Raw genomic sequence first — 26,456 nt, forward strand, 5'->3', positions numbered from 1 at the left:
CCCTTCAGATACGGCCCGGCTTCGGTGTGGGTTGTGCCCGGCGCCGCGGCTGCCACTTTTGGCCGTACCTTGTTCTGCTCTTATGAACTTCCTGGCCCACCTCTACCTCTCCGACCCCGCCGACAATGACCTGCTCCTCGGCAACTTCATTGCCGACTCAGTGCCCGGCCGCCAGCTCGAAGCCTACCCCCCCGGCGTGCAGCGCGGCATTCGCCTGCACCGCCTCATCGACACCTACACCGACCAGCACCCCGTGGTGCGCCGTACTACCGCCCGTCTGCGCGCGGCCGGCTACGGCAAATACGCTGGCGTCATCTCCGACGTATTCTTCGACCATTTCCTAGCCCGAAATTTCTCCGAGTTTTCCGCCGAACCGCTGCTAGACTTCACCCAGCGCGTTTTCACCCTCCTCACGCAGCGCCAAACCGAAATGCCCGCTCGCGTGCAGCAGTTCCTACCCTACCTTGTGCGCGACAACTGGCTCCTGCGCTACGCCGATTTCGAAGGGGTAGGGCAGTCACTCCGGGGCCTCAGTCGCCGCGCGTCCCCCGGCTCCGGCATGGAAACCGCCGTGGCCGAGTTGCAGCGCAACTACGCGGCGTACGAGGCGGATTTTCGGGAGTTCTGGCTGCAGGTGCGGGCGTACGTGGCGGGTGTGGAAATGTAAAAGCCGGCGCGCGTCTGCGACGCGGCCGTTTAATTTGTTTGCGCAATGTATGCGAAGGATGCAAACGATTCTCGTCACCGAAGCGGCGCTATTGAAGATTAATAAGAAATATTCTGCTTGCGTATTTTTTCTCTTATATATTCTTCTTTTCTCATAAAGAATATATAATAATACATTTCATTGCCGGCGGTTGGAACAGTCATTCGTTGCAAAATTGCACCATATTTCGCATTAGAATAGTAGTAGGTTAGTGAATTGGTTTTTATGCGTTGACCTTCTGATTTTAGCCCCTTAGAGATAATCTGTTTTTTAAATGAATAGAAGCAATTTTCTGTTAAACTGTAATTGACACTGCTTACATTGCCATTAGCACTACGGTCAATAGATAAGGCCCTGTCATTCGGAGTACGCCACTTATAGCCTCTGTCTTGTGCTTCCTTAATCAACTTAAAGCCTTTTTTCTGCATAAATTGTCTCTCACTTATCTTATTGCTTTGCAATAAAATTGTCATGTCGTTTGGCGTTAAGCATTGACTAAATGAGAAGTTACTATACAGTATAAAAACTGTAATAAACCAAAAGAATTTTGATAACTGCATTTTCTATATTTAGAATAACATATTCATTACCTATTTTTTAAATTTTACGAAAAAACGGGGCCATACGGCCCCGTTCTCATTTTCAATAAACAGCAAAAAAACCTTAGTGGTCGTGTCCACCGTCGCCGTGCACGTGGCCGTGGTCCATTTCTTCGGGGGTAGCGTCGCGTACGTCGGCTACGTTGCCGTCGAAGTGCATCACCATGCCGGCGAGGGGGTGGTTGAAGTCCATTTGCACTACCTCGTCGCCGATGTTCACCACTTTGCCTTGCATGTGGTTGCCTTCGTTGTCGGCCATGGGGAGGTAGTTGCCTTCTTGCAACATGTCGGCGTCAATCTGCCCGTCGATTTCGAATACCTGTTTCGGGATTTCGACCACGGCCTGCTGGTCGTAGTCGCCGTAGGCCTGCTCGGGGGTGAGCGAGAAGCTGAACGAGTCGCCGGCCTGCTTGCCGCTGAGCTGATTTTCGAATTCTTCGGGTAGGCCGCTCATACCGAACAGAAACACCATGGGCGCGTCGGCCTCGGCCGATTCTACCAGGCGCTTTTCGCCGTTTTCGTCGGTTACGCTGAGATTATAAGTAATAGAAACAACTTTTTGGGGGCTGATCTGGGTCATAGCAAGTGGGGTTGGGAGAGAAGGGTTACTCATGCTAGTTACGGAAATACCCCGAAAACGTCGGTGATTCCTCCCAAATACCCGGAGTCGCCAACAGAAGCGTAAGATTTTGGCATTGCCCTAACAGCCTCTTGCGCCTTGCGTTAAGCAACACATTTGCGGCGGCTTCGGCCAACCCGGTTTTCTGGCGTTGCCAGCGCGTCCGCTCCCATAATCTTAACTTCTTCCCCTCCTCCCGTATGAAACCGACTACGCTTTCGGCGCTGCTTCTGGGCGGCGCCTGGTTGGCCGCCTGCCAGCCCAGCACCACCTCTACCGAAACCACCGCCACTACGGCTGCCGACTCTACCGCCACGGCCGCTACCTCTACCGCCGATACAATGGGCGTGCCCGCCGGCACCATTCCTACGGTGGGCAACCCGCAGTTGCTGTTTACGCTACCCAACGAGCACAACACGCCCGACGGCCTGGCCCTGAGCCCCGATGGGCGCACGCTGCTGCTGTCGGTGCCCAACCTGGCCAACAACAGCTACCCGGCTACTATTCTCGAAATTACCGGCAATGCCTATAAGCCATTCGCCACCAACCTGCCTGTGGAGCCAACCACCAAAAAAGCCGCGCCGATGGACCTGGCGTACGGCCCCGATGGCAACGTGTACTACGCAGAAAATCAGTACGAAAACAGCAAAAAGTACGTGTCGCGGTTGATGCGCATCAACATGAAAAACGGCCGGCCCGGCACCATCGAAACGGCCGTCGACAGCTTCCGGCTGGCGAATGGGGTGGTTTGGAAAGGCAACACGCTCTACGTGACCGATAGCCAGTGGGACATGCCCGATAACGACAAGGGTAGTGCCGTGATGATGTTCACCCTCAACGAGTTGAAAAAAGGATTGATTCACCTCAAACCCAAAACCAAGGACCCGCACGTGCTGGCCATGTTCACAACCACCGTGAACGAAACCGGCGTAGACAACGGCGCCGACGGCATCGACTACGACAGCCAGGGCAATATCTACACCGGCTCTTTCGGCGACGGCACGTTCTACAAGATGACTACGAAGCCCGATGGTACACTGGCCAAGCAGGAAGCCCTACCTCTCACGGGCGACAAAATCACCTGCATCGACGGCTTTATTATTGACCGCAAGACGGATAAAGCCTACATCACCGGCGCCCGCCAAAACGCCATTTTCGTCGTTGATTTGAAGACGAATAAGGTGACCACGCTGGCCCAAAACCCCGACACCGACGGTGCCGGCGGCAAAATAGACCAACCCGCCGAAGTGCTGCTCAAAGGCAACCGCCTGTATATTTCCAACTACGACAACCCCGTGAAGCACTTCGTGAATACCAAGTCCGACGCCCCGCACACGGAGTCGTATATCGATCTGCCCTAGCATAGTAGGAGTCGATAAGGCTGCGTCCTCTGCCCGCTCGGGTAGGGGACGTTTTCTTTTTTAAGGAAATTAGAAGAAACGAACTGTCGGCAATGCCGTTGATGGGTAAGCAAGCTCAACCAGAAGCCTACTGGCTGCAGGTGTGAGTCGGGTGAAAGCCTGTCAATTGATTCTTCGTTTACCTACTTCTTTTCCACACCATGGCCAAAAGCCCACCAAAGTTCGACACGCCCAACTCGCCCCATCCCGCCGATTTGAGCAACGGCCAGCACATCACCACCGACGCCGGCCGCCCCGTCAGCGACATTGAAAATTCCATCACGGCGGGCCGGCGCGGGCCGGTATTGCAGGAAGACTACATTGCGTTCGAGCGCCTGGCCCACTTCAACCGCGAGCGGATTCCCGAGCGCGTGGTGCACGCCAAGGGGGTAGGGGCCTTCGGGACCTTCACCGTCACGCACGACATCACGAAGTACACCCGCGCCAAGCTGTTCAGCAAAGTGGGTAACACCTGCGAGATGCTCACGCGCTTCAGCACGGTGGCCGGCGAGCGGGGCTCGGCCGATACCAACCGCGACCCACGGGGCTTTGCGCTGAAGTTTTACACCGAAGGCGGCAACTGGGACCTGGTAGGCAACAACACACCGGTGTTCTTCGTGAAGGACGGCCTGAAGTTTCCCGACTTCATCCACTCGCAGAAACGCGACCCGCGCACCAATATGCGCAGCAAAACCATGATGTGGGATTTCTGGAGCCTGATGCCCGAAAGCCTGCACCAGGTTCTCATTTTGATGAGCGACCGGGGCACGCCCTATGGCATCCGCCACATGCACGGCTACTCGTCGCACACGTTCTCCATGTTTAATGCCGATAACGTGCGCACGTGGGTGAAATTCCACTTCCTGACCCAGCAGGGCATCAAGAACTTTACGGATGCTGAAGCCATCGAAATGGCGGGCCTCGACCCCGATTTCTCGGCCAACGACCTGAACGACGCCATCACGCGCGGCGACTTTCCGAAGTGGAAGATGTTTATCCAGACCATGCCCGACGAGCAGGCCGCTACCTATAAGTGGAACTCGTTTGACGTGACCAAAGTGTGGCCCCACGCCGATTTCCCGTTGCAGGAGGTAGGGATTTTCGAGCTGAACCGCATGCCCGAAAACTACCACGCCTTTGTAGAGCAAGCCGCCTACTCGCCTTCCAACGTGGTAGATGGCATTGGCTTCTCGCCGGATAAGATGCTGCAAACCCGCCTGTTGAGCTACGCCGACGCGCACCGCTACCGCGTCGGTGTGAACTACGAATTTCTGCCCGCCAACGCGCCCAAAGCGGCCAGCCACAACAACTACCACCGCGACGGCGCCATGGCTCTGGGCAACAACGGTGGCTCGGGCCCCAACTACTTCCCCAACTCCTTCAACGGCCCCACTGAGGACAAGAGCGTGCAGGAGTTTGCCTACCCCGTAGAAGCCACCGAGGTGCGCCGCTACGACCGCAACGCCCCCGGCGACGACGACCACTACACCCAGCCCGGCGACCTGTTCCGCCTGATGACGGAAAAAGCCCAGGACGACACCATCAAGAACATCGTGGCCCACATGGACGGCATCGAGGGCCCCAAGCGCAAGGAAATCATCGAGCGCCAGCTGAAGCTGTGGTTCAAGGTGGATGAGAAACTCGGCAAAGGTGTATCGGCCGGCCTGGGTGTGCAAGTGGAAGGCCACGAACTGAACGGCCAAATGAAGCCGCTTCATGCTAAATATGCCCCGCCAAAGCCAGTGGATAAGATGCCCCACGGCGCGGAATAAACACCCCACCCCCTAGCCCTGCCCTCGCCGCTTGATGCGCGGAATCCTTCGGGAGAGGGAAACTAGATCTAAAAAGAGCCCCTACTTCAGGACTGAGGTAGGGGCTCTTTTTTAAGTTAAGAAGTTGATTTCTCTCATACTAACTAGAAATACTATCGGCGCATTCAATCCAGCCAATTAGACCAAGTACGCTTTCCTTTTTCGTCGGCTGGCATATGTAGCCGTTACCGCTTTTTCTGGACCTAATGCAGGTAACAAATGCTAGTGAGTAGTAGCTTCGTAATCGTTTATGCGTTTGCAATGCCTATTTGGCTGATATGAATAGGTAGCACAGGTGCTACATAATCTATTGAATAGTTTGTACATCAAGTAGTTATATAATGCCTTTGCCAACTATCCCTACTCCATCCACCATCAAGACACGCCAACCTACTTGGTTGCCCTATGTGGTTGGGGTAGCCTTGCTACCCCTGGTCTATCTGTTGCTCATCGATAGGGTAGGGTCTTTGCCTATTTATGTATGGGATGAGGGGCGCCTAGCCGTAAATGCGGCCGAAATGGAGCACAATGGCCATTGGCTGGTGACGTATTTCTCGGGGCAGCCTGATATGTGGAACACAAAGCCGCCCCTGCTTATCTGGCTGGAGGTGCTGTCGCTTCGCTTCTTGGGCTATTCCGAAACCGCGTTTCGGCTGCCTACTATGCTAGCCGCGGTGGGCACCGTTGGGGTTATCTATACCTTCTGTTGGCGGCAATTGAACAGTATTTGGGCAGGAATATGTGCGGTCCTGTTGCTGATGACCACCATTGGCTACAACGATATACATGGAGCCCGCACAGGCGATTACGATACGCTGCTGACGCTTTGGGTAACCGTTGCAGCGCTAAACTTTTTCCGCTACATAGAAGAAGGCAAACGGTCTTCTTTCATCTGGACCAGCATTGCCCTGACGCTAGCCGTACTGACGAAAGGCGTAGCCGGCCTGTTCTGGCTACCCGCCTTCGCTTTGTATGCCGTCACGCAGAAGCGTTTCCTGTGGCTGCTCCGTCGGCCGGAGGTGTATGGGGGCGCAATAGTGGCTATTATGGTAGTCACAAGCTACTATCTGGCGCGCGAGCACTACAATCCAGGCTATCTGAAAGCGGTATCGGAAAATGAATTGGGAGGACGGATGCTAACCACCTTAGAGGGGCATCTGCGCCCTTGGTACTGGCACCTGAGCAACATGTACGATGAGAAGTTCTGGCCCTGGGTACTCGTATTTCCACTTATTTTTCTCCACATCTGGCGCCAGGAGGGCAAAAGTAAGCATAAGCGCTTTGCTCTCTACGTGGCTTTACTAGTGCTAGTGCACTTGGTGATTATCAGCAGTTCCAGCACAAAACTACTGTGGTATGATATGCCTGTGTACCCCGTAGCCGCCATGCTAGTTGGGCTGAGCATAGGGCGCTTGGCTGAGAATTTGATGGCGGTACAGCAGCAGAAAGAAGGAACTGTAGGTGCTGTATTTGTGGGTGCTTTATTTATGCTGGCTGTTTTTGCTGCCCCGGTAAGCCTGACGCGTGCTAAGATCAAAATGCGACAAGAATACAAACAGAAGGATGCGTTTCATGCGCATGGGCTTCAAATCAGACACATGGCCGAGCGTCTACCACAGATTACGAATTACAAAGTATATACTTCCTCCAATTACCACGCTGCCATCTTGTTTTATAAGATGGCGGCCCAAAGGCGGTATGGTCACACAATGACCTCAGTGCTTGGTTCGCAGTTGGAAGAGATGAAAGTAGGAGATGTTGTTGTGGTATGTGGCGACCAGGATAAAGCGGCTATCAACGTGAGATTTGAAACCCAATCGTTATTAGACTCAACCTCTTGCACTACAGTACTGCTGAAAAAACAGCGCTAATCTATAATCTATAAAGAGAAAGCGCCCCTTTTCTATGAGAAAAGGGGCGCTTTCTGCTGCTACTTACTGCATTTCCCACGCCGTGCGATACGCTCCAATCAGTTCTGTGTAGTCCAGAAAGGCCTTGTAGAACGGATGCGACCCCAGCGTGCTGGAGTCGCCCACGATGAGCAGTTTCTTGCGGGCGCGGGTCATGCCCACGTTCATGCGGCGGATGTCGGAGAGGAAACCGATGTCGCCCTGGCTGTTGCTGCGCGTCATGGTGATGCAGATGATGTCGCGCTCCTGGCCCTGAAACGAATCGACGGTGCCGATGCTGAGCAGGCGGTGCGTGAGCATCTCGGCCAGCTCGGGCAGGTCTTCCACCGCGTCTTTGAGGTAATTGATCTGGGCGCGGTAGGGGGCAATTACGCCTACCGTCAGCAGGTCCTCCTGGTGCTCCTCGGGCGCGTACACAGCTAGCAACTCGGCCAGGCGTTTCAGCAACAAGTTAGCCTCTTCGGGGTTAGCCACCGAGCGGCTCTCGGCTATACCTAGCTCCAGAAAGCCAAAGCCAGCTGTATCCAGAAACTCCACGGCCACGTCGGGCGCAAAGCGCAGGTCGTAAGCCGAAAGGTCGGCGTGGGCCACGGTGTCGTGGGCAATCAGCTTGCCGTCGTAAAACTGCTCCGAGCTGAATTCCATAATCAACTCGTGCATGCGGTACTGCACTTGCAGCATGCGGGCCGTATCGGGCTGGCGCTTGATGCACTTTTCGAACAGCGTTTCGCGCAGGGCGGTGGCCTTTTCGCTTTTCACGGTAGGCGGTAGCTGTTGATGGTCGCCGGCCAGCACCACGCGGTTGGCCTTGCCAATCGGAATCCAGCAGCCCGGCTCCAGGGCCTGCGCGGCCTCATCAATAAACACCGTTTCGTAGGTGAGGTGGCGGATGGCGCGGTTGCTGGCGCCCACCAGCGTGCAGGTAATTACCTGCACCTGCTCCAGCAAATCCTCCGTGATGTAGCGCTCCAGCTGGTCCGACTCCTGCAATAAATCGTGGGCCTGCTGCTTGAGGTGGCGGCGCTGCTCGCGCTCCTCCCAGCCAAAATGCCGCTTAAACTTGCTGGCCTCGGCGCGATACTGCTCCGCTGTCTGCCGCATCGAGCGCAGCTCGGCGTAGCTTTTGTGGGCCATAATCTGCGCATCCAAGGTGTGCTGCAACAGCAAGTCCGACACCCGCGAGGGGTTACCCATCCGAATCACGTTCACGCCGCGCTCAGCCAGCTTTTCGGTTAAGAGGTCCACGGCCGTGTTGCTGGGTGCGCACACTAGCACGCGCCGCTCGCGCCGGATGGTTTCCAGAATGGCCTGCACTAGTGTGGTGGTTTTGCCAGTACCGGGCGGACCGTGAATGATAGCCACATCCTGGGCCGCCAGCACGTGGCGCACGGCCGCGAGCTGGGAGTCGTTGAGGGGCGAAGGGTAGTAGGGCTGCACCTCGCTATCGGGACGGAAACGGGCGGGGCGGGCACCCAGCAGCACGTCGCGTAACTCAGCGAGTCGCGATTCGTAGGCGCCCATCACCTTGCCCAGGGCGTACTCCATCTCGCGGTAGCTTACCTCGTCGAAGGTCAGGTCTACGCCCAGCTTGCCGTCGTCCACCCAGTCGGGTAGGTCTTCCTTGGTGGTGGCAAGCGTGATTTTGTTACGCTTTACGCTGGTAATAACCCCATTGAGGGTAGGACGGTCGGAGCCCGAGCGGTTGGGAATGTTGCCGAATAGCGCGGCGTTCTTGCCTACCTGAAATAAATGCAGGCCTTGCTGACCCGCCGGGCGCTCCAACTCCAGCACCAGCTTGCCGCCGAAGCCAATGTCTTCCTGCGTGATTTTGACGGGGTACCACGTCAGGCCGCGCTGTTGGCGCTCGGCAATGGTGGTTTTGGCGCTCTTGATCTTGAACTGCTCCAGGTCTTCCTGCTGCTCCAGCTTCAGCAAAGCCTGGGTGTGGCGCAGTTCTTTTTCAATAACGTACGGATCGGTATAAGTAGGTTGTTCAGCCAAACGGGGTAGAGAATTAAGTATTTCGTTGCTAACAACGAAATCGGGGAAATAGTGGCGAAAAGTAGCCACAATGTTGGATTGCTGGGCGGGTGCTTACCAGCTCAGCCGCAGCAGCGAAACGCCTTGGCGGGGTAGGGTGAAGTGCAACACGGTTTCTCCGTTCTTGCTGCTCACCCAACTCGGCGAGGTCAGTAGAGCTAGCTGACCTGCTTGCTCCAGGGTAGCACGCTGCTCCGCCGACACGTTTTGTGGAGAGCCCATGCGCTGCCAGGCGGCGTAGGCGTTGCTGTGGTCCTGGTCGATGCGGTAGTGCTGGAGCAGGGCCTGCGGGACAGTGAGACCACGCAGCACTACCTCCACCTCGGCGGGCGGGGCGGGTAGGTCGTCGTTGTGGTAGTTCCAAACCAGTACGCTGGCCGAGCGGGCGTCGGTGGCGGCCAGGGCGCTAATGTCGGGCTGGGGGCTACGGTCGGGGTTGGCGGTTTCGGCGAGGGGTAGGGCAGTAGGGCTGGTTACCTGCACGCGGTGCCCGGTGCCCATCAGCCCCAGCATCCGGAACACGTTCAGCACGGGCTTGTCCACGCCGTTGGTGGCCAGGTCGCGGAAGCCCGCAAACCAGGGCTGATTCTCAAACTCGAACGACCAGCTCACGGCCCCGCGCAGGTTTACCTGGTACTGGGCAGCCAGCGCGTAGAGATGGGCGTAGGAAGCGGCCGTGTAGCTGGAGTACATGGTGCCGTTGCGGTAGGCGTTCTGGGGGCTCAGCTCCACGGAGCAGGCCGCGCAGCCCTCAGGGTCGTTCTCGCCAATGATAATGGGCAGGTTTTTTAGGGTAGGAAATTCGGCCACCACCTTGAAGCCCTCCACAGCGTTGCGCAGCTGCACGCCCATATTCATGCGCACGTGGCCGTCTACCACCTGGGGGCGGCCCTTGGCGTGGAAGGTGATGAAATCGAGGCGGGTGCCGGTTTTGCCGGTGGCATAGTTGGTGCCGCTCACGCAGTGCGTGAGGAAGTTGCGCAGGAAAGCAGCGGCTTTGGGGTCGCGCGGATCGGTGGTTTCGGGACCACCCAGCTGGGCTGCAGGGCAGGCGCGGTGTACGGCCTGCTCGGTGTAGTCGAACAGCTTTTGGTACTCCTCGGGCGTGCCTTTCCAGTAGCCGATGTTGGGCTCATTCCACAGCTCCCAGGGCCACGACTGCACTTCCGTCTCGCCGTAGCGTGCCACGCAGTGCTTCACCCACTGATACACCAGCTCCCCCCACTTCGCGTAGTCCTTGGGAGGGTAGGCCCAACCCGTGTAGATGTCGTTGTAGTTGTCGCCGGGCTTCCAGTGGTGCCGGTAGGGAACCGGGTGCGTCGAGAGTGCTTCAGGCATGAAGCCAATCTGGGCAATGGGCTTCATGCCGCGACTGATATACGAATCAAAAATCCCGTCTACAATCTTCCAGTCGTACACCGGCCGGCCTTTTTTATCCTCGGTGTAGGCGTTGGTCGAGCCCCACTTTAGGGCCGCCGTGCCGTCGCCGGTCGTTAGCAGGTTGTGGGTGCGCACGTACACGGGGGTAGGGCTGAGGGCAGCCAGCTCGGTGAGTAGCTTCTGCCCGTCCTTCATGGTGGTGTAGTTGGGCTCGTCGTAGCCAAAGTAGGCCCACATAGGCTGCATAGGTGCCAGGGACTTGGCCACGTCTACGGTGATGGTAACAGGCACCGCAGGCTGCTGGGCCACGGCAGGAGCAGCTGCCCGCAGAAGTAGACCGGTCAGTAGCCCGGTTTCGGCAAGACGATTGTACCATGGAGCAGGAGAAAGGGTAGAGAAGGGCATAGCTGGGCAGGGGTAGGAGAAAGTAGCAGACAACGGGAAGATAGAAAGTTGCGGGCAGTACAGGACTAAGCAGACAGCGTGTTTGCGATAATGCCGAAAATAATCTTGGCTCGTCTTTTACCCACCGCTGTGCCATGGGTAGGCGAAAACCAGGTGCCCCTCGCCCCTAAAGCTGAGCTTGTGTGTTGCATAACTATTTTATATACAGATAATTAATAAATATAATAAAGAGGATAGGAGCGTTGTGTGACAAAGTATATAACGCCTTAGTAGTGAGATACGCTGCTCTTCCTAGAATGAATCTAGTTAACTAAGCCAAAAAGACTGGCGTAGGAATAAAGCCGAAAACCAAGGGCCTGGCTGGCGCGCGGTTTTGGGTAGTACGGCACGCCTTGCTACGCTCGTCAGGAGGCGCGTATAGGTAGCAGGTAGGGTAGGAAGCCCACCGTACGCACCGCTTGCCTGCGCGGTCCCGCACCGGGCCCTCGTATTCGTCCACTCACCTAAAACCTATTGCTCGATGAGCACAAACGTAACCCAACAACCCCTCGGGGATGTGGCAGTGGCGCTACCGCCGCTGGAAACCATCACCCTGACCATCAACGGCACGCAGAAACGTCTGCAAGTAGCCCCCTGGACCTCGCTCCTGGACCTGCTGCGCGAGTACCTCGACCTCACGGGCACCAAGAAAGGCTGCGACCACGGCCAGTGTGGCGCCTGCACGGTACTCGTAAACGGCACGCGTATCAACTCCTGCCTCTCGCTAGCCGTGATGCAGGATGGCAATGAAATTACAACCATTGAAGGCCTAGCCAAGGGCGACGAGCTGCACCCGGTGCAGGAAGCTTTCATTGAGCACGACGGTTTTCAGTGCGGCTACTGTACGCCGGGCCAGATCTGCTCGGCCGTGGGCCTCATCAACGAAGGCAAGGCCAAAACTGCTGATGATATCCGCGAGCTGATGAGCGGCAACATCTGCCGTTGCGGTGCCTACGTGGGCATTGTGGCCGCTGTAGAGCAAGCCCTGCACAAGTGCCAACCCAACCAGTAATCCTGCGATGAACAGCTTTTCCTACACCCGCGCCGACGCCGTTGAAACGGCTTCCCGCGAAGTCTCGAATAACCAGACGGCTCAGTTCGTTGCTGGAGGTACCAACATTCTGGACCTGATGAAATACAACGTGGAGCGCCCGACTCGTCTCGTGGACCTCACACGTTTGCCACTAAAAGAGATTGAGGACACCGACAAGGGCCTGCGCCTGGGCGCCCTCGCTACCAACGCTACCACCGCCTACGATGAGCGCGTGGAAGAGCGCTACCCGTTGCTGAGCAAGGCTATTCTGGCCGGCGCTTCGGCGCAGCTGCGCAACATGGCTACCGACGGTGGTAACCTGTTTCAGCGCACCCGCTGCTACTATTTCTACGATACGGCCACGCCTTGTAACAAGCGCGAGCCCGGCTCGGGCTGCTCGGCCATCAACGGCTACAACCGCGTGTGCGGCATCTTGGGCACCTCCGAGAGCTGCATTGCTACCCACCCCAGCGACATGTGCGTAGCCTTGGCAGCCCTGAAGGCCACCGTGAACGTGACGGGCACTGAGGGAGAACGCACCGTTGAGTTTGCCGACTTCCACCGTCTGCCTGGCAATGAGCCCGAGCGCGACAACAACCTGAAGCCCGGCGAAATTGTGACCAGCATCGACCTACCGGCCGATGGTGAGCGATTTGCCAAAAACTTCACCTACCTCAAACTGCGCGACCGGGCCTCTTACGCCTTCGCGCTGGTGTCAGTAGCGGCAGCGCTGGATCTTGATGGCGACACCATTAAAGAAGCTCGCGTGGCCCTGGGCGGCGTGGCCCACAAGCCCTGGCGCAAGCCCGAGGCCGAGGACCTGCTGAAAGGCCAGAAAGCCACGAAGGAAAACTTCGAGCGGGTAGCCGCTTCGCTGCTAGAAGGCGCGAAAGGATTCGGCTCCAATACATTCAAAATTGAACTGGCTAAGCGCGCCATCGTACGGGCGCTGACGATGGCCGTTAACGGACAACACTAAATGGCAGCTACTACCCATATTGGCCGCTCTACCCGCCGCGTAGACGGCCGCGCCAAAGTAACCGGCGAGGCGAAGTACGCCGCCGAGTTCAACACCCCCGGCCTGACCTACGGCTACGTGATTTCCAGCGACATCGCAAAGGGCAAAATCACCAAAATTGACGCCTCCGACGCGCTCAGCCTACCCGGCGTGTTGCAGGTGTTCACCCACGAAAACGCGCCACGCCCGGCCTACTTCGACCGCAAGTTCAAGGACGACGACTCGCCGGTGGGCGAAAAGTTTAAGCCGCTCTACAGCGCCGAAATTCAGTTCAGCATGCAGCCGATTGGCTTGGTGGTAGCCGACTCGTTTGAGGTGGCCCGCTACGCCGCCTCGCTGGTGAAAGTGGAATACAAGGCCGAAACGCCGGAAACCAACCTGCGCAAGAAGCCCAAAGGCCACAAAGCGCCTACCGGCAAAACCGGCTTTACGCCGCCCAAAAGCCGCGGCAACGCTGCCAAAGCGTACAAAAACGCTGAGGTGCAGTTTGAGGCCGAATACTACCACATGCCCGAGCACCACAACCCCATGGAGATGTTTGCCTCCACGGTGATTGTAGAAGAAGATGGCAAGCTGAAAATCTATGATAAGACGCAGGGCGTGGCGAACAGCCAAACCTATGTGACCAACATCTTCGGCCTGAGTAAGGAAGAAGCCCGCGTGATTAACCCCTACATGGGGGGCGGTTTCGGTTCGGGCCTGCGCCCGCAATACCAGCTCTATCTGGCTGTGATGGCGGCACGCGAGCTGAACCGCTCGGTGCGCGTGGTGCTTACCCGCGAGCAGATGTTTTCCTTTGGGCACCGCCCGGCCACGCTGCAAACCGTGTCGTTGGGTGCTACCAAAGATGGGTTGCTACAAGCCATCAAGCACGAAGCCCTGGGCGAAACCTCGCGCTTCGAGGAGTACACGGAGGTAGTGGTGAACTGGGCCGGCATGCTCTACCACTGCGACAACGTGGAGCTGGGCTACTATCTGCGCAATCTCGACACCTACACGCCGCTGGATATGCGCGCGCCGGGTTCTGTAACTGGTATCGCCGCCTTCGAAACGGCTATCGACGAGCTATCATACAAGGTAGGCATCGACCCGCTGGAACTGCGTTTGAAGAACTACGCTGAGAAAAACGAGTTTGAAGGCAAGCCATTCTCCAGCAAGGAGCTACGCGCTTGTTATGCCCAGGGTGCCGCCAGATTTGGCTGGGCTAAGCGGCCCGCACAACCCCGCTCCATGCGCGAGGGTACCAAGCTCATTGGCTGGGGCGTAGCCACCGGTATGTGGGATGCGCAGCAGCAGAAATCGGCTGCCAAGGCCAATTTGTCGGTAGATGGGAAGCTGGTGGTAGGTAGCTCTACGGCCGATATCGGCACGGGCACCTACACGGCCATGACCATGATTGCCGCCGAAACCCTGGGCCTACCCCTCGATGCCGTAACCTTCAAGCTAGGCGATACGACCCTACCCGTAGCACCGCTGGAAGGCGGCTCCTGGACGGTAGCTTCTGTAGGCTCGGCTGTGAAAGAGGCCTGCGAAGCCGTGGCCAAGAAGGTTTTCAAGATGGCCAAAGACGTGAAAGACTCGCCGCTGTCGGGCGCCAGCTTTGACGAGGTAGAGTTTGTGGAAGGCAAGGTGCAGCTGAAAGGCGACTATTCCTCGGGTGTTTCCATCGTAGAGGCCATGCGTGCTGGCGAGGTAAACTTCATCGAAGAAGAAACCACCACCATGCCCAACATGCTCAAGCAGATGCAGTACGCCCGCAACACGCACTCGGCGGTGTTTGTGGAAGTAGAAGTGGATGAGGACCTTGGCCAAATCTGCGTGCGCCGCGTGGTAAGCGCTATTGCCGGCGGCCGCGTTATCAGCCCCAAAACAGCCCGCAGCCAGATCTTGGGTGGTGTGGTATGGGGCATTAGCATGGCCCTGGAAGAAGAAAGCGTGCTCGACCACCACTTCGGCCGCTTCATGAACCACAACCTGGCTGAGTACCACGTAGCCGTCAACGCCGACATCCACGACATCGACGTGATTTTTGTAGAAGAGCACGACGACATTGTGAACCCGTTGGGCGCCAAAGGACTGGGCGAAATCGGGATTGTGGGGGTAGCCGCTGCCATTGGCAACGCCGTATACCATGCCACCGGCAAGCGCGTGCGCGAGCTGCCTATTACACTGGACAAGCTGCTGTAATTCAGTTGATTTTATTGTTGAAGAAAGCCCCAGGACCATATGGTTCTGGGGCTTTCTTTTTACAGAGCAAACAACGTTTTTAGTCCTTCTTGCAGAGAAGCTGGCTTGCGGCCGAGCACCTGTTGCAACTCATCACTGACTACTGATTCCTGACCGTGCTTGATATCTGTCATGAAGCCGAGGACAAATCGCGTAACGCTTTCGGGCACGTTGCGGGCCTTCATGTTCGCTGCAAAAGTCTCATCAGCAAGGGCCGTATAGCGCACCTCCTTGCCCGATAGCTCGCTGAGCGCGGCGGCTACATCGGCGAAAGAATACGTTTCGGTGTTGGTGAATGTATAAGTGCGGTTTTCGCAGTCGCCTTCAGCCAATACATTGGCAATAGCTTCGCCCATATCGCTACGCAGGGCAAAGGAAACCCTACCCTCGCTAGCGGGTAGGTTGATGCCTGACTCGAACACAGCAGGACCTACAAACTGCGGCAGCGTATCCATGTACAGAATGTTGCGAAACAACACATAGCGCAATCCACTGGCCTTTATATAATCTTCGGTTTGAAAATGCCTTACCATCAATTCGTTGGCCAGGCTGTCGCGGTCTTGCAAGGCGCGGCCGGTGTAGGCAATGCACGAAACGCCGGCTCTTTTGGCGGCATCTACCACGTTGTAGTGCTGTTGCAGGCCGTGGTCGTCGCCCCCGCCAGACACGAGAAGTACCTTGTCGATGCCTTGCATGGCGCGTTCCAGCGCAGCCGGGTCGTCGTAGTCGCCCAGGCGAGTAGCAATGCCCAGCTCTTGCAAAGGCGCCGCTTTGGCAGCGTTGCGTACCAGGCCCGCCACCTGACTGGGAGCAAGTTTAGTCAGCAGTTGTTGAATAACGGCCATGCCAATATGGCCAGTAGCACCAGTGATGAGAATCATATACAGTACGTTAGGTGAAATGTGTACTGCAAAGGTGCCACCTACCACAAGCGGGCGGAAGGGCCAAACGGCGGCAAAATTGGGCCAGAAGTCGGGAAGCGGTGTTATCCGGCTTGCTTATAGGCTGTGGGCGAGAGGCCAATGCTTTTTCGGAAAAACCGACTAAAGGCCGATTGATCGGCGAAATGCAGCAAGTCGGAAATCTGCGCCACTGATAGCTGCTGATTTTGCAGTAGGGCCTTGGCCTCCAGCAACACCGCTTGCTCTATCCAGGCGCTGGCGGTTTTGCCAGTGGTTTCCTTCAGGGTTTCGGTGAGGTGCTTGGGCGTGATGCACAGCCGGTCGGCGTAGAATTTCACGCTGCGCTCTACCACACTATGCATATTTACCAGGTTTTTAAACGCAGAAGCGAGCTGCTGACTACGCGTTTGGGTGGATTGTAGCACCGCGTGTTGCTGCTCGTATAGGGCAATTACTTCGTACAGCAAGCTGTTAATCAGGCTCCTGATGACTTGTTCACGGTACGGGTGTGGGGTAGGAAATTTCTGCTGTAGAAAGCGCAGTGAAGACGTAATGGCGGCTGCCTCCGCATCCGACAGTGGCAGCACGTGCCGGGTGATGTTCTCTAGAAAATGGAAGCTGTCGGTGGGCACGGTAGTATGGCTCGTGATAAACTCCCTGGTGAAAAAGACCGACAGGCTGTCGTGGTCTTCCGACATGGCCGTCCATTCTTTAATCACGTGTGGGGTAATGAGCATCAGGCAATTAGGGTCAATAGTGTAGGTTTCCAGGTTTGCCTTCAGCTCCAGTGTGCCGCGCAGGCAGATCCCAATTTTGTAGTAAGTGCCCCGGTACGGCGTGTAGAGCGGCGGGCCGTCGGTATGCGTGTGTTCATCCAGAAAAAACACGTCGGCCGGGGCATCAACCGAGCCGGAAAAATACCGGAGCGAATAAGTAGGAATAGGAGTCGTCATAATGAACCACCAGTGAGGGTACAGGAGCAGGGTAGGGCACAGCACCAAGAAAAACCAATACCGGTCTGCTGCGTTAACTAAATCAGAAACTCATCTGTAAGTATACTGATACGACGCTTTTCGAGTCAGTATACGCCACAAAAGGGCAGTGCCCGTTTGCTCAAACGCGCGGCGCCACGCCCTTCTCAACCACCCAATCCAATCACCATGGAGTATAACATTGATAACGTAAAGATGGATTTGCAAACCGTTGGTTTTCAAGAAACATCAGAAATTGTAAACCAGGTAGAAAGCGAGTTGCGCCGCGTGATGCGCTTCCGGCAGGATATCGTTGCCGCCGACGTGTACCTGCGTGAGGATGGCCACAATCCCGAAACCAACAAGGTAGTACGCTGGCGCCTGGGCATTCCCGGCAAAGACCTGTTTGCCGAAGCCGCGGCCGGCTCGTGGGGCGCAGGCCTGCGCGACGCCAGCGAAAAGCTGCGTCGACAATTTGTGGACTAACAGGTGATAGACCCAAAAAAGCCCCGAAACCACTTGGTTTCGGGGCTTTTTGAATTTACTTCAACCACTTCGTTAGCAGTTGAGTACGGGCTGCGCCTTACGCCGTAGCCGCGGCGTGTTGCCGTTTGCGCAACGGCACGTCCAGCAGCATTGGCACGCCCTGAATGAGGGCCAGTACAATGTACTCGTAGCCTTTCATCAACTCTTTGTCGATCAGCATGATAATGGCCCCTACCACGTGCAGAGCCGCGACGATGGCGTACATCCGCTTGCGGTCGGCGCCCTCCACCGCGGCGGCAGTATAGCCGAAGCCCACGGCCCCAAAAACCCACCACAGCGCGTGGTAGCTGAACGGCATCAGAGCTTTCGACTGGGTGGCGTGCACCCACACGTTTTCCAGCGTGGCGGCGGCCGTAATCAGTACCCAAACCCAAATCAGCGCGTTGGTATCCTTGCCCATCAGCAGCGTCATCAGGGTAGGGATGGCCATAGCTACTCCCCAGGTCCAGAGCACCGCGCTGTGGCCGTGTTCCATGGTATTGCCGATGTATTGGGTGATGAGGTAGGCAATGGTGACGGTGAGACCCCACCACAGGAGCAAAGACTGACGAGAGAACATAGGGCGCAGGGTAAATGATAGATTGACAGTGATATACCAATCTCTACGCCTGCCTGTTGGTGAAAGTTATCGGACCGCTAATCGTTCAAGTTGATGCTAGCCAGGTTAAAGGCAATTGAATGGGTAGCTATTCTTCATACACAGTGAGGAAGAACAGCTACCCGCTCACAAAATCCGTGTCATCCGTCAAATCCGAGCAAATCCGTGGTTCAGACGACCTTAATACGCCACGTCGTCGCCCAGAAAGTCCATCCCCGGCATACCAATAGGGGCGCCGGGCGGCATATCCAACGGCGCGGGCACGGTGAACTTGTTGGGGTCGGTGGTGAAGGTGTTGATCTGCGAAAGGCCGAACAGCAGGTTGGCCTTGCGGCGCAGGTCAGCGCTGGCGAGCTGGCCGGTCATCCACTGCTTCAGCCCGTCGATTTCGGCCAGGCTTTCGCCGCGCACGCTCTCGGCCACCTGCGGATCGGCAGCCAGCTGGAGCAGGCTTTTCAGCGTGAGGTTGTTGACTAGCACCTGCAACTGGCCCTTGTAGCCGGCGGCCAGGGGCGCTTTCCAGGTCTGCGTCAGCAGCTTATCCACCATCGGCATAAAGCCCGGCTGCTTGCTGTCGCGGGCCTGGTACTCTACTAGGCGGGTAGCGCGCTCCGGGTTCAGCAGTGACTGGATAGTAGGCGCCGCCGCCGCTTCGGCCGCGGCCATGGGGTCGAAGGTAGGGCCGGTGTGGCCCGTGAAGTTCTCCATACTGCTGGGGTAGCCCGCCGGGCGAGGCGGCAGCTGTTGCAGCAGCTTCTCGGGCAGCGCCAGGGCATCGGGCGACACGGTGGCCATCAGCGCATCGAAAGCGCGCCACTGCTCGGCGGGCTCCACCATGCGCGTCACTACCTGGCCGTCGTTTTTTACGGCGTGGGTGAAGTATAGCCCACCCAGCGACTTAGCTGCGGCCTCTACCTGGTAGCGGTGCAGCAGGTACATGGGCACCAGCACTTCTTCCAGCGTCGCCATGGGGGCATTGTCGGGAATGGCGTTAGTGGAGAAATTATCGAGCACGTGGCGACGTACTTTCATCAGCTTGTCGAGCTGGGTTACGGCGTTGGTGCCGTCGTCCCACTGGTGCGACTCGGGGTGCACGTAGCCGCCAATGTCGGGAATGAAAATGTGGCCCTGCTTCAGGGTTTCCACCAGAATCTGGTCGAGCGCCTTATCCTCGTCGGTGCCCTTCGGGAAGTCCTGGTAGCCCCACAAAATGGCGCGCTTGTCCCAACTGCCAATCCCTTTGGCGTAGGCGTCCGACACGTCAATCGTGCCGTCCGACTTCAGCGCGAAGCGCGGGAAAGGGTAGTCCATCACCGAGCCGCGGTCCTGCGTGCCCGAGGAGGTGAAATTGTGGTACAGCCCCAGCGTATGCCCAATTTCGTGGGCCGAGAGCTGCCGGATGCGGGCCAAAGCCATGTCCTCCAGCTCTTTGGGAGCCTTCTTGCCGTTGCGGTAAGGCTGCAACAGCCCCTCAGCAATCAGGTAGTCCTGGCGGTGGCGGTCGGAGCCGAGCGTGACCACGCCCTTGATAATCTCGCCCGTGCGCGGGTCGATGTAGGACGAGCCGAAGGAAAACGCCCGCGGATTGCCGGCGCGGTCCACCCAGTTCACCACGTTGTAGCGAATGTCCATGGGGTCGACATCGGCGGGCAGCTCCTTCACCAGGAAAGCGTTTTTGTAGCCGGCCGTTTCAAAGGCCTGGTTCCACCACGCGCCGCCTTCGATGAGGGCCTTTTTGATGTCCGGCGGGGCGCCGCGGTCCACGTAGTATACGATCGGCTCTACTGGCTCGCTCACTTTGGCGCCGGGGTTCTTCTTCTCCAAGCGGTGCCGGCGCGAGAAGCGCTTTTCCAGCGGCTCGGTCATGGGCGCCGAAAAGTCGAGGTAGGAAAACTGAAAAAAGCCCGAGCGCGGGTCAAACTTGCGCGGCTGGTATTTGTCGTCGGGCAGCTCCACGAAGGCCTGGTGCATGCGCACGGTCACGGCGTTGGGGTCGGGGGCGATGGTGCGGCCGTAGCCCTGGCTGCTGGGGCCGCCGGTGAAGGTAATCAGCGCGTCGAACTCCGTGTTTTTGGGAAAGTTCTTGGTGGCGTCGGGGTTCACGGCCGAGCGCGACTCATCGAGCCGGTAGCCCGCCGAGGCCCCGCCGCCAGCGTTGCCGCCGCGCAGGCCGGCAAAGCTGCGGCGGCCCAGCTGGTCGCCTATTTTCTGGCTGTCGCGCACCAGGAAGGGTGTCAGGTCGATGAGCACTTTGTTGCCTTCCGTGGCCACCGGCATAAAGCCCCACAGCACCGATTTGGCGAAGGCGCTTTCCACGGCCCGCTGCTCGTCGCCGCCGCGGGAGGCGCGGTAGCTGTAGTTGGGCTCCACCAGCATCACCTTGGGCCCTACCCGCACAAACTTGGCAATGGCCGAAGAAGCGCCGCCCCGCTCGGGGCCGCCCATGCCCACGCCGTCGGGTAGGGAGGTGAAGTAAAGAAACTCCTGGTCGAACTTGTCGAGTTCAAGGTAGACTTTGCCAGTTTTCTCGTCGTAGTAAAACGGGAAATAGCCATCGTATTTTTTGGCGCCCTGCGTCACGCTGGCAATGGTGGTTGCTGGCTTCGCCTCGGTGCGGGTAGGGGCGCTGCCGCCCTGGTTTTGAGCCGGCGCAACGTAGCTGGCCGCCAGCAGCGCGGCCACAAAGAAAGGAGTACGCTTCATTCGATAGGGTAGTGGTGTGGTGCGTGAGGGGGCTTTCGACGCTTCCTTGAGGCATGTGCGCTGGCGGCTGATCAGCAAGTATGGGACACCGCTAATCTGCCGCCAGAACCAGGTAGGGAGAATCTACTCTACCCTTCGTGCAAAAAGGACGCTGCCTAACAAATGGACGAACAACCGTCCAAGCCGTTGCGTCAATGTTAAAAAAGCATTGTCGATTACGCAACTATTTCAGTGAAACGCACCGTTACCTTTCAGTTTGATAATTAAACCTTGTTTGTATTATTAAACTGAAAGGTAACGGCGCTGAGCATACTTTACCCCGCAAACACGCGCCCGCAGGTGGTGCACTCCATGGGCGTGGTGCCCGCGTACAGCAATCGGCGCCACCACGCTACGCGCTCGGCGGGGGCCACGGCCAGACTGCCGCAACGCGGGCAGCGCGGTGGCTTCGGCGCGTGGCGCTCCTGTTCGAAAGCAGTGAGCAAAGGTTGGGCTACCTCCACCAACGCTTCCTCAATCAGTAACTGATAGTACATCCCCTCGCCGTAGGGTAGGGAAGGCGGGCCGTGGGCCTTCACTAGCGCCACGATATCGGCCTCTAGCAAGTCGTTGTAGAGGACAACGGCTTCGGCGTACGTGAGGTAGCGCGCGGCGGGAACCAGCATGGCCAGGAATTCTACCGCTTGCGCTTGGCGGGCGCCCGGCGCTGCCCGCGCAGACGCCCCACGTACACCAGTAGTCCCACGCTGAGCACGGCCAGCGCCGCCGTAATCAGGTCGCGGGTGGTGCGGCTCTGGTCGGCCTCGTGCACAACCGACTGGGCCTCAGCGAGCTTCTTCTGGTGCTGCCGTTCCCGCTCTTCCAGGTTGGCAATCTGGCGTTGCAGGTCGTAGAACCGTTCGCGGGTGGTGCTCTGGTCGCTCTGGGCCACGCTGGCCTGCTGCTGCACCTGCTGGCGCTCGGCCACCAAGCCGGCGGTTTGGCGCAGGGCATCGTCTTTCACGGCCTGCACAATCTCGGTGTCCTTGCGGATGATGCCCTTCAGGGCGGCTACTACCTCCTCTAAGTCACGCTTGCTAGGCTTGTTGGCCAAGAAGGCGTTGCGCTGGGCATTGGCCGCCTCATACTGCCGTACCAGCGTTTCGCGCTCCCGAATCAGGCGGGGGATGGGGTCGGTGGTGGGGGTAGGCGAGGGCGGGGTAGGCTGTTGCAGCAGGAGCAGAAGAAGCAGGAGTTTCATAAGGGCAAAGATCCTGAAAAGTTGCGGGCGCAAGGGCGCGGTATTTTTCTCGCTAACTGAACTCAGGGAGATTTTATTTTTTAACGCTGCCATGCAACTGTTGCTCCTCTGGCTAGGCTCTAGCAAGTAGACGTTATCTTTCCACTCATCCACAGCTTGTTATGAAATTGTCGAAAGCTTTACTCGGAGCCGTTTTAATCGGCATCACGGCGCAAACCACCGCCTGCACAAAAGGCGGCGAGCCCGCGCCAAAAGGCGAAAAAGTAACGAAGGGTAGTGAGAAGAAAACGCCTGACTACTGCCCCGGCTGCGGCATGGGATGAGTAACAGCAGCAGAAAATTATGCCCGCCGTGCCAACAGCGCCTGCCATCCTATCGGCCATTGCCTGCAATCTGGACGACCAGATTCTGACCGCCGCCCTACCGCTGCTCGCAGCGGGCCGGGTAGAGGCCGTGGAGTGGTCGTTTGATACCCTGTTCAACGGCCAATCACTGCCCAATTGGTTTGCCGAGCTGCTGACAGCCTACGGCGAGCAGAGCCGCTTGGTGGGGCACGGTGTGTACTTCTCGTTGCTTTCGGGCCGCTGGACGCCCGAGCAGGCGCAGTGGCTGGAGCAGCTGCGCCTGCTCGCCGGGCGCTTCCGCTTCGACCACATCACCGAGCATTTCGGCTCTTTCACGGGGCAGAACTTCCATACCGGCGCGCCGCTACCTGTACCATACACGGCCACTACTCTGCGCCTGGGCCAGGACCGCCTCCTGCGTGTGGCCGACGCCTGCCAGTGCCCGGTGGGGCTGGAAAATCTGGCGTTTGCCTACTCGCTGGCAGAAGTGCAGCGCCACGGCGAGTTTCTGGAAGAGCTGGTAGCACCCGTCAACGGCTTTCTGATTCTGGACCTGCACAACCTGTACTGTCAACTGCACAACTTCAACTTGTCCTCCGACTCGCTGCTGGCGCTCTACCCGCTGCACCGGGTGCGGGAAATCCACCTTTCGGGCGGCAGCTGGGAGGACTCGCAAGTGGAGCAGGGTAGGCAGATCCGGCGCGACACCCACGACGAAAGCGTGCCTGATGAGGTATTTGAGCTGCTGGAGCGCACCCTACCCCAGTGCCCGCAGCTGAAGTATGTGGTGCTGGAACAGCTCGGCACCGGCCTTCGTACCGAGGCCAGCCAGCATCAGTTCCGGCAGGATTTCCAGCGCATGGCCGCCATTGTAGAAGCCGGCCGGGGCCGTGTGTCCGGCCATCAGCCCAACGCATTCCAGCCGCCGGCATCCCTACCCGCCGGCTCCGTTGCTTACGATGAAGCCCTCCACGCCCAGCAGCGCCAACTCGCGCAGATTCTGGAAACGGCCGCTTCCTACGAAGAAGCGCAGCAGCGCCTGCGCGCCTCCTCCCTGGCCCACACCAGCTGGCAGCTGGAGCAGTGGGCGCCCTACATGCTGGAAACAGCCATCAGCATCGCGCAGAAGTGGAAGCAGTAGCTGGAATTCGACCAACAAGAACGTCTGTCATGCTGCGCAGCGCGAAGGACCTTCTCATGTGAGAACGAGTCGTTGTTTCGATAACAGTCTCACATGAGAAGGTCCTTCGCGCCGCGCAGCATGACAGGATAAACAATAGTTGCCGCTTTATCCCTACCCCCCAAACCCACCCGAGTCGCCCTGGGGCTGGTTGCCGATGGAGCTGGCGGGCTTGTTGGTGCCCAAAAACCAGGTGAAGCCCAGGTAGCCCACGCGGGTTTCGTACTTGGTTCGCAAGTCGGTGGTGAGGTTTGCGGCGGCCAGCCGGGTGTACTGGCGGCGCGTGTCGAACAGGTCGCTGACGCGCAGCGTGAGGGCCGCCCGGTCGTGGAACAAGCGCTGGCGCAGGGCCACATCTACCCCGTACACGGCCAGCAGGCGGCCCTGCGGCACCACCAACGGGGCGCGGTAGTTGCCGCTGAGCTGCACGGCCAGGGTTTTGGTCGGGCTGAAGGTGTTGAGCAGATAGGCCGTGCCGGTGAAGTTGGCACGGGTGCCGCTGCCCGTGTAGTCGGCTACCTGATTGCGGTAAAACGAGCCGTTGGCCACCAGTTTCCACCATGCGGTGAGCGGGTGCGTGAGCGAGAGTTCCAGCCCGTAGCTGGTCGTGCGGCCGAGGTTCTGGTAGCTGGTGCGGGTGATGAAATCGGGCTGGCCGCTCAGGCGGGTCGCCAGCGTGTCAACGGTGCGCAAACTCTGAATGGCCTGGTTAGCAAAGCGCCCAAACAGGGTGGTGTTGAGGGTAGTATTTTTCCACGCCACCTGGTGGCCCAGCTCCGTTACGTGCACGTACTCGGGTCGCAGGGCGGGGTTGCCTACCACGTAGTTGCGCGCATCAGCATAAATAGGTAGGGCCACGATTTGCAGGAAGTTGGGCCGATTGAGGCGGCGCGAGTAGCTGAGCTGAAGGCGCTGCTCGTGGCGCGGCAGCCGGCGCGCCACCGTGGCCGAGGGAAATAGGTTGAAGATGCGTTGGCTGGTGGAGCCGGTAGGCAGCACGCGCGCTTGCAACCCGGTAAACTCGGCCCGCAAGCCTGCCTGGTAGTCCCAGCGGCCCGCCTGCTGCTGATACGTGCCGTAGGCCTGCGGAATCACCTGCCGGTAGTGGTAGCGGTAGGAGCTGGCCTCTTGCCGGATATACTCAGCGCCGGGCACCGGTTGCACGCCATACTCGGCGGTGCCGGGCGTTAGCATCACGTCGGTTTTTAGGCCGGCTCCCCAGCGGCGCTTGTCGTCCAGCGGGTGCACGTAGTCTAGCTGGGCCGAGGGCATGTGAATGGTCACGTCGAGCACCTGGCGACGCGCCTGTTGCGGGTAGTCGGCCGGGCCATCCAGCACGCGCTGCGCGGTCGTCACGGTGCCGCCATCCAGGATATACACCGCGCCGGCCGTTAGCTCGCGGCCGGGGTGGGCGGCCCAGGTGCGCCGGTAGTTGCCAGCAAAGCGCAGGGTATACAGGTCGTCGGTTTCCGGGTATTGGTTTTGCAGCGTAACCGTCGAGTCGGTGCCGCGCGTGAGCCGAGTGGTGAAGTCGTTGGCGTGGCGCAGATCGTTCTTATAGAATTCGGTGGTCAGCGTCAGGGTATGTTCTGGGTGCCAGGCGTATTCCGCACCCAGGCGAAGCGCTTTATTGGTCTGGTGACGGGCCGTGCGGCCCGCTTGGTCGAGACTGGTGGTGCGGCCTTCAGCGGTGGCTGTTTGCTGCAAGGCGGAGCTTCCCTGAAACCGATTGCTCAGCCCATCAACACTGCCAAATACATTGAATTTGCCTACCCTGCGGCTGAGGTTGAGCGAGGCGCTGTACTTGTCGCGGGTGCCCACGGTGGCTAGCGCTTCCCCGTTCCAACCGTCCGGACGCTGCTTTTTCTGCACCAGGTTGATGATGCCGCCCGTACCCTGGGCCGAGTACCGCGCCCCCGGATTGGTGATGACCTCAATCGTTTCGAGGCGGCTGGCGGGTAGCTGGTCGAGGCGCAGGCTGCTGGGCGCGGGCTTGCCATCGAGGTAGAGCGTCACGTCCGCGTTGCCCCGTAGGCTCACCTGCCCATTCGCATCGACGGCCACCGAAGGTACCTTTTGCAGCACATCCGCCGCCGTGCCGCCCGCGCTGTTCAGGTCTTTGTCTACGTTGATAACCTTCTTGTCGAGGTCTTCTACCAGCACCGCCTTTTCGCCCTGCACCACCACGCCATCAAGCTGCACCACCATGGGTACGACGGGCCACTCGCCCAGACGAATGGCTGGGGTAGCCAGGCTCAGCGCGACCACGCGGCGGGCAGGCTGGTAGCCCAGCGCTACCGCCCGCACCACGTAGCGGCCCAATGGCACGTTGGGCAGCGCAAATGTGCCATTATCTGCGGTTTGCGTGTTGCCTACCAGGGTAGAGTCGGGCAGCCGCACTAGCAAAACGTTGGCGAAAGGCAGCGGCTGACGCGTACTCTGGTCCAGCAGCGTGCCCGATACTTCGCCTACCATTTGAGCAGAAGCCGAGCCGGCGAACAGTCCGAAGAACAGAAGCAAGAACAGCCCGAACGGCCATGCGGAGCGAGTAGGACGAGGCTGTATATATGCTATTAGTTTGATAAGTGATTGATTAATAAAGTTATTTGTAATGCAAGTTACCATGTAATACATAGTAGGTAACGCTGCGTGTATCATCAGTTTCATAAAAGAAAGGATTAGGGTGACAGAAGATGTGAAGACACTAGAGCAGCTTCGCAAACTATGTGCTCCAGAGCTAAGGCTTTGGGTTAGTCAGCGCGATATTGCACGAAGCCACTCTACAG

21 protein-coding genes are annotated in these 26,456 nt (G+C 58.3%); 10 read left to right on the forward strand and 11 right to left on the reverse strand.

Going from position 1 to position 26,456, the window contains the following annotated elements; genetic code table 11:
- The first annotated feature begins 82 nt into the window (after positions 1-82).
- Positions 83-667 (forward strand): acyl carrier protein phosphodiesterase, encoded by a 585-nt coding sequence (locus H8B15_RS11010; RefSeq protein WP_187319740.1) that lies wholly within the window; start codon positions 83-85, stop codon positions 665-667.
- Positions 668-765: 98 nt separating this feature from the next.
- Here H8B15_RS11010 and H8B15_RS11015 read toward each other — a convergent pair whose 3' ends face one another.
- Both H8B15_RS11015 and H8B15_RS11020 read right to left on the reverse strand, forming a co-directional pair.
- Positions 766-1,179, reverse strand: coding sequence for a hypothetical protein (locus tag H8B15_RS11015; RefSeq protein ID WP_187319741.1), 414 nt, complete (start codon positions 1,177-1,179; stop codon positions 766-768).
- 190 nt (positions 1,180-1,369) lie between these two features.
- The gene (locus H8B15_RS11020) at positions 1,370-1,885 is read right to left on the reverse strand and encodes an FKBP-type peptidyl-prolyl cis-trans isomerase (RefSeq protein WP_187319742.1); all 516 of its coding nucleotides are present in this window, start codon (positions 1,883-1,885) and stop codon (positions 1,370-1,372) included.
- A 239-nt stretch (positions 1,886-2,124) separates the two neighbouring features.
- Between H8B15_RS11020 and H8B15_RS11025 the strand changes: the two genes are divergently transcribed.
- From H8B15_RS11025 to H8B15_RS11035, 3 genes are all read left to right on the forward strand, one after another.
- Positions 2,125-3,285 carry an SMP-30/gluconolactonase/LRE family protein gene (locus H8B15_RS11025; RefSeq protein WP_187319743.1) on the forward strand — a complete coding sequence of 387 codons (1,161 nt, stop codon included), beginning with the start codon at positions 2,125-2,127 and terminating at the stop codon, positions 3,283-3,285.
- A 200-nt stretch (positions 3,286-3,485) separates the two neighbouring features.
- A complete protein-coding gene (locus tag H8B15_RS11030; protein ID WP_187319744.1) occupies positions 3,486-5,096 on the forward strand; it encodes a catalase in 1,611 nt (536 codons plus the stop codon).
- A gap of 380 nt (positions 5,097-5,476) precedes the next feature.
- Positions 5,477-7,006, forward strand: a complete 1,530-nt coding sequence (locus tag H8B15_RS11035) for an ArnT family glycosyltransferase (protein ID WP_187319745.1) — start codon at positions 5,477-5,479, stop codon at positions 7,004-7,006.
- 63 nt (positions 7,007-7,069) lie between these two features.
- Here the strand turns inward: H8B15_RS11035 and H8B15_RS11040 are convergent, their stop codons facing one another.
- Complete coding sequence (locus tag H8B15_RS11040; RefSeq protein ID WP_187319746.1) at positions 7,070-9,046, reverse strand: AAA domain-containing protein; 1,977 nt, start codon at positions 9,044-9,046, stop codon at positions 7,070-7,072.
- Positions 9,047-9,139: 93 nt separating this feature from the next.
- On the reverse strand, positions 9,140-10,870 hold the full coding sequence (locus H8B15_RS11045; protein ID WP_187319747.1) for a GH39 family glycosyl hydrolase: 1,731 nt from the start codon (positions 10,868-10,870) through the stop codon (positions 9,140-9,142).
- A 520-nt stretch (positions 10,871-11,390) separates the two neighbouring features.
- Between H8B15_RS11045 and H8B15_RS11050 the strand changes: the two genes are divergently transcribed.
- From H8B15_RS11050 to H8B15_RS11060, 3 genes are read left to right on the forward strand one after another with little or no spacing between them, the layout of a single operon-like run.
- A complete protein-coding gene (locus H8B15_RS11050) occupies positions 11,391-11,921 on the forward strand; it encodes a (2Fe-2S)-binding protein (RefSeq protein ID WP_187319748.1) in 531 nt (176 codons plus the stop codon).
- A 7-nt stretch (positions 11,922-11,928) separates the two neighbouring features.
- The gene (locus H8B15_RS11055; RefSeq protein WP_187319749.1) at positions 11,929-12,921 is read left to right on the forward strand and encodes an FAD binding domain-containing protein; all 993 of its coding nucleotides are present in this window, start codon (positions 11,929-11,931) and stop codon (positions 12,919-12,921) included.
- Positions 12,922-15,147 carry a xanthine dehydrogenase family protein molybdopterin-binding subunit gene (locus H8B15_RS11060; RefSeq protein WP_187319750.1) on the forward strand — a complete coding sequence of 742 codons (2,226 nt, stop codon included), beginning with the start codon at positions 12,922-12,924 and terminating at the stop codon, positions 15,145-15,147.
- Between the two features lie 59 nt (positions 15,148-15,206).
- Here the strand turns inward: H8B15_RS11060 and H8B15_RS11065 are convergent, their stop codons facing one another.
- Complete coding sequence (locus H8B15_RS11065; RefSeq protein ID WP_187319751.1) at positions 15,207-16,067, reverse strand: SDR family oxidoreductase; 861 nt, start codon at positions 16,065-16,067, stop codon at positions 15,207-15,209.
- Between the two features lie 104 nt (positions 16,068-16,171).
- Complete coding sequence (locus tag H8B15_RS11070; protein WP_187319752.1) at positions 16,172-17,041, reverse strand: helix-turn-helix domain-containing protein; 870 nt, start codon at positions 17,039-17,041, stop codon at positions 16,172-16,174.
- Positions 17,042-17,248: 207 nt separating this feature from the next.
- Here H8B15_RS11070 and H8B15_RS11075 point away from each other — a divergent pair, with 207 nt between their 5' ends.
- Positions 17,249-17,545: an HPF/RaiA family ribosome-associated protein gene (locus H8B15_RS11075; RefSeq protein ID WP_187319753.1), complete on the forward strand. Its 297-nt coding sequence runs from the start codon at positions 17,249-17,251 to the stop codon at positions 17,543-17,545.
- 97 nt (positions 17,546-17,642) lie between these two features.
- On the opposite strand, the gene H8B15_RS11080 is transcribed toward H8B15_RS11075, so the two are convergent.
- From H8B15_RS11080 to H8B15_RS11095, 4 genes are all read right to left on the reverse strand, one after another.
- Positions 17,643-18,164: a hypothetical protein gene (locus H8B15_RS11080; RefSeq protein WP_187319754.1), complete on the reverse strand. Its 522-nt coding sequence runs from the start codon at positions 18,162-18,164 to the stop codon at positions 17,643-17,645.
- A gap of 219 nt (positions 18,165-18,383) precedes the next feature.
- On the reverse strand, positions 18,384-20,906 hold the full coding sequence (locus tag H8B15_RS11085) for a zinc-dependent metalloprotease (protein ID WP_187319755.1): 2,523 nt from the start codon (positions 20,904-20,906) through the stop codon (positions 18,384-18,386).
- 314 nt (positions 20,907-21,220) lie between these two features.
- On the reverse strand, positions 21,221-21,571 hold the full coding sequence (locus H8B15_RS11090) for a hypothetical protein (RefSeq protein WP_187319756.1): 351 nt from the start codon (positions 21,569-21,571) through the stop codon (positions 21,221-21,223).
- An 11-nt stretch (positions 21,572-21,582) separates the two neighbouring features.
- Complete coding sequence (locus tag H8B15_RS11095) at positions 21,583-22,146, reverse strand: hypothetical protein (protein ID WP_187319757.1); 564 nt, start codon at positions 22,144-22,146, stop codon at positions 21,583-21,585.
- A gap of 161 nt (positions 22,147-22,307) precedes the next feature.
- Between H8B15_RS11095 and H8B15_RS11100 the strand changes: the two genes are divergently transcribed.
- The gene (locus H8B15_RS11100) at positions 22,308-22,469 is read left to right on the forward strand and encodes a chryseobasin-related MNIO class RiPP peptide (protein WP_187319758.1); all 162 of its coding nucleotides are present in this window, start codon (positions 22,308-22,310) and stop codon (positions 22,467-22,469) included.
- Between the two features lie 19 nt (positions 22,470-22,488).
- Positions 22,489-23,631 carry a multinuclear nonheme iron-dependent oxidase gene (locus H8B15_RS11105; protein WP_187319759.1) on the forward strand — a complete coding sequence of 381 codons (1,143 nt, stop codon included), beginning with the start codon at positions 22,489-22,491 and terminating at the stop codon, positions 23,629-23,631.
- A gap of 153 nt (positions 23,632-23,784) precedes the next feature.
- Here the strand turns inward: H8B15_RS11105 and H8B15_RS11110 are convergent, their stop codons facing one another.
- Positions 23,785-26,190: a TonB-dependent receptor gene (locus H8B15_RS11110; protein WP_187319760.1), complete on the reverse strand. Its 2,406-nt coding sequence runs from the start codon at positions 26,188-26,190 to the stop codon at positions 23,785-23,787.
- Positions 26,191-26,456: the final 266 nt, after the last annotated feature.

Origin of the sequence: Hymenobacter citatus (assembly GCF_014333615.1) — a bacterium.
GTDB lineage: Bacteria > Bacteroidota > Bacteroidia > Cytophagales > Hymenobacteraceae > Hymenobacter > Hymenobacter citatus.